Genomic DNA, 1,884 nt, shown 5'->3' with positions numbered 1-1,884 from the left:
CTGCTGGATCGGCTGACCCACCACTGCCACATCGTCGAAACCGGTAACGAGTCCTATCGCCTGCAACACAGTAGCTTGGCGGCCCAGGCCAAGATCAAATCACGGGAGCGAAAGCGTAAGGGCGGCCAAGAACCGGAGGACGATGAGCCGTTCTGATTTCATGGCGACGACGGCCTGCTACATGGCTGCGTGTGGCAGGTCTTAAACAACTGAACTGGGCTAGCGAAGGAGTGGGGGCAACAGCAGCTGCGCTGGTAGACTTATCCACAGTTGCTGGTAACAAAATCAGCAATCCGCCCTGGGTCAAATTTCAATCGGCAGGGTGGGTCAATTTTCCATCAGCGCCAACACTATGACGAGTTCGCCAGCCTGAAAGCGCTGCAAAGCGTGGATATGAACGACCCGGCAGCGGTGGAGGCATTCAAGGCCCAGCACTATTTGAGCGATGACGACCTGACCGCACTGCAAGCGATCACGCTCCCCGCCGAACGGAAGATTCAGGATTATCGTTCGACCTATAACGATGTGCGCGACTGGTTGCGCCGTGAAAAAGCGGGGGCGGAGAAGGATAAATCCACCATCGACTGGGATGACGTGGTCTTTGAGGTGGACCTGCTCAAATCACAGGAAATCAACCTCGACTACATCCTAGAACTGATCTTCGAGCACAACAAAAAGATCAAGAGCAAATCGGAGCTGGTGGATGAAGTGCGCCGGGTGATTCGTGCCAGCTTGGGCAACCGCGCCAAAGAGAGCTTGCTGGTCGATTTCATCAACCAAAACGATCTGGACCAGATTGGTGACAAGGCCAGTGTGATTGACGCCTTCTTCACCTTTGCCCAAGCGGAACAGCAGCGTGAGGCGCAAGAGCTAATCAACGCTGAGAACCTAAATGCAGAGGCAGCGCGACGCTATATCACCACCTCACTCAAGCGGGAATTTGCCAGCGACAATGGCACCGAGCTCAATGGCGTTTTGCCGAAGATGAGCCCATTAAACCCTCAGTACCTGACGAAAAAACGTAAGCGTCCAGCCAAGTCACCTTCCGAACACCAGCATTAAGGGCGATGGTGTCCGCGTATTTTTAAGCGGACGCGATAGCCCTTATCGCCGGGATTTCCATGCGCCAACGAAGCTCTTACCCCAAACCATTCAAGGCCCAGGTTGTTCAGGAGTGCCTGCAACCCGGTGCGAGCGTATCCCGCGTGGCCATCCGCCACGGCATCAACGCCAACGTCATTCGCAAGTGGTTACCGCTTTACCGAGATCAACTGCCAGCTGGGTTGCCGGCGTTCGTTCCGGTGAAGGTGACGCCCAAACGACCGACTGAAGCATCGGTGATTATCGAGCTACTGCTTGGCAAGGAATCGGTCACCGTGAAATGGCCAGCCTCCGATCCTGAAGGATGCGCCCGCTTTGTCCGTGGGCTTGCCCAGTGATCCGCATCGATACCATCTGGCTCGCCACCGAGCCTATGGACATGCGTGCTGGCACTGAAACCGCGTTGGCCCGCGTGGTGGCCGTGTTCGGTGCGGCGAAACCACACTGCGCCTATCTCTTCGCCAATCGCCGCGCCAACCGCATGAAAGTTCTGGTACATGACGGTGTGGGTATCTGGCTGGCCGCACGGCGATTGAACCAGGGCAAGTTTCACTGGCCAAGCATCCGACACGGCTCGGAAGTCGAACTCGACGCTGAGCAACTTCAGGCGTTGGTACTGGGGTTGCCCTGGCAGCGGGTCGGTGCGGGCGGCACGATCACAGTGCTGTAGCACCGGCCATTAGCCCATTGGTGTATCTGCGCTGACCGCCTGCTCTGGCACAATCAGCAACATGAATTCCTCGCCCAATCTCGACCGACTGACACCTGAGCAACTGCGTGCAC

General features: G+C 56.9%; 4 protein-coding genes. All 4 read left to right on the top strand.

Features of this window, described 5'->3' with window-relative positions; translation table 11 throughout:
* On the top strand, nucleotides 1-156 hold a 156-nt coding region (locus SOP97_RS09170), incomplete at its 5' end, for an ATP-binding protein (RefSeq protein WP_218019553.1).
* Nucleotides 157-270: 114 nt separating this feature from the next.
* Entirely contained in the window at nucleotides 271-1,062 is a 792-nt protein-coding gene (locus tag SOP97_RS09165) for a type I restriction endonuclease subunit R, EcoR124 family (protein ID WP_411912047.1), read from the top strand.
* Nucleotides 1,063-1,121: 59 nt separating this feature from the next.
* On the top strand, nucleotides 1,122-1,439 hold the full coding sequence (gene tnpA / locus SOP97_RS09160; RefSeq protein ID WP_322949009.1) for an IS66-like element accessory protein TnpA: 318 nt from the start codon (nucleotides 1,122-1,124) through the stop codon (nucleotides 1,437-1,439).
* A complete protein-coding gene (gene tnpB / locus SOP97_RS09155; protein ID WP_274089698.1) occupies nucleotides 1,436-1,771 on the top strand; it encodes an IS66 family insertion sequence element accessory protein TnpB in 336 nt (111 codons plus the stop codon). The genes tnpA and tnpB overlap by 4 nt, the downstream gene beginning before the upstream one ends.
* The last annotated feature ends 113 nt before the right edge of the window (nucleotides 1,772-1,884 follow it).

Source organism: Pseudomonas spirodelae (assembly GCF_034653255.1).
GTDB classification, from domain to species: domain Bacteria; phylum Pseudomonadota; class Gammaproteobacteria; order Pseudomonadales; family Pseudomonadaceae; genus Aquipseudomonas; species Aquipseudomonas spirodelae.
This window is presented reverse-complemented; position numbering and strand designations above follow the sequence as displayed.

Excerpts from the sequence above, each read along its gene's own strand:
- tnpA (WP_322949009.1), top strand. The coding sequence starts at position 1,122 with ATGCGCCAACGAAGCTCTTACCCCAAACCATTCAAGGCCCAGGTTGTT.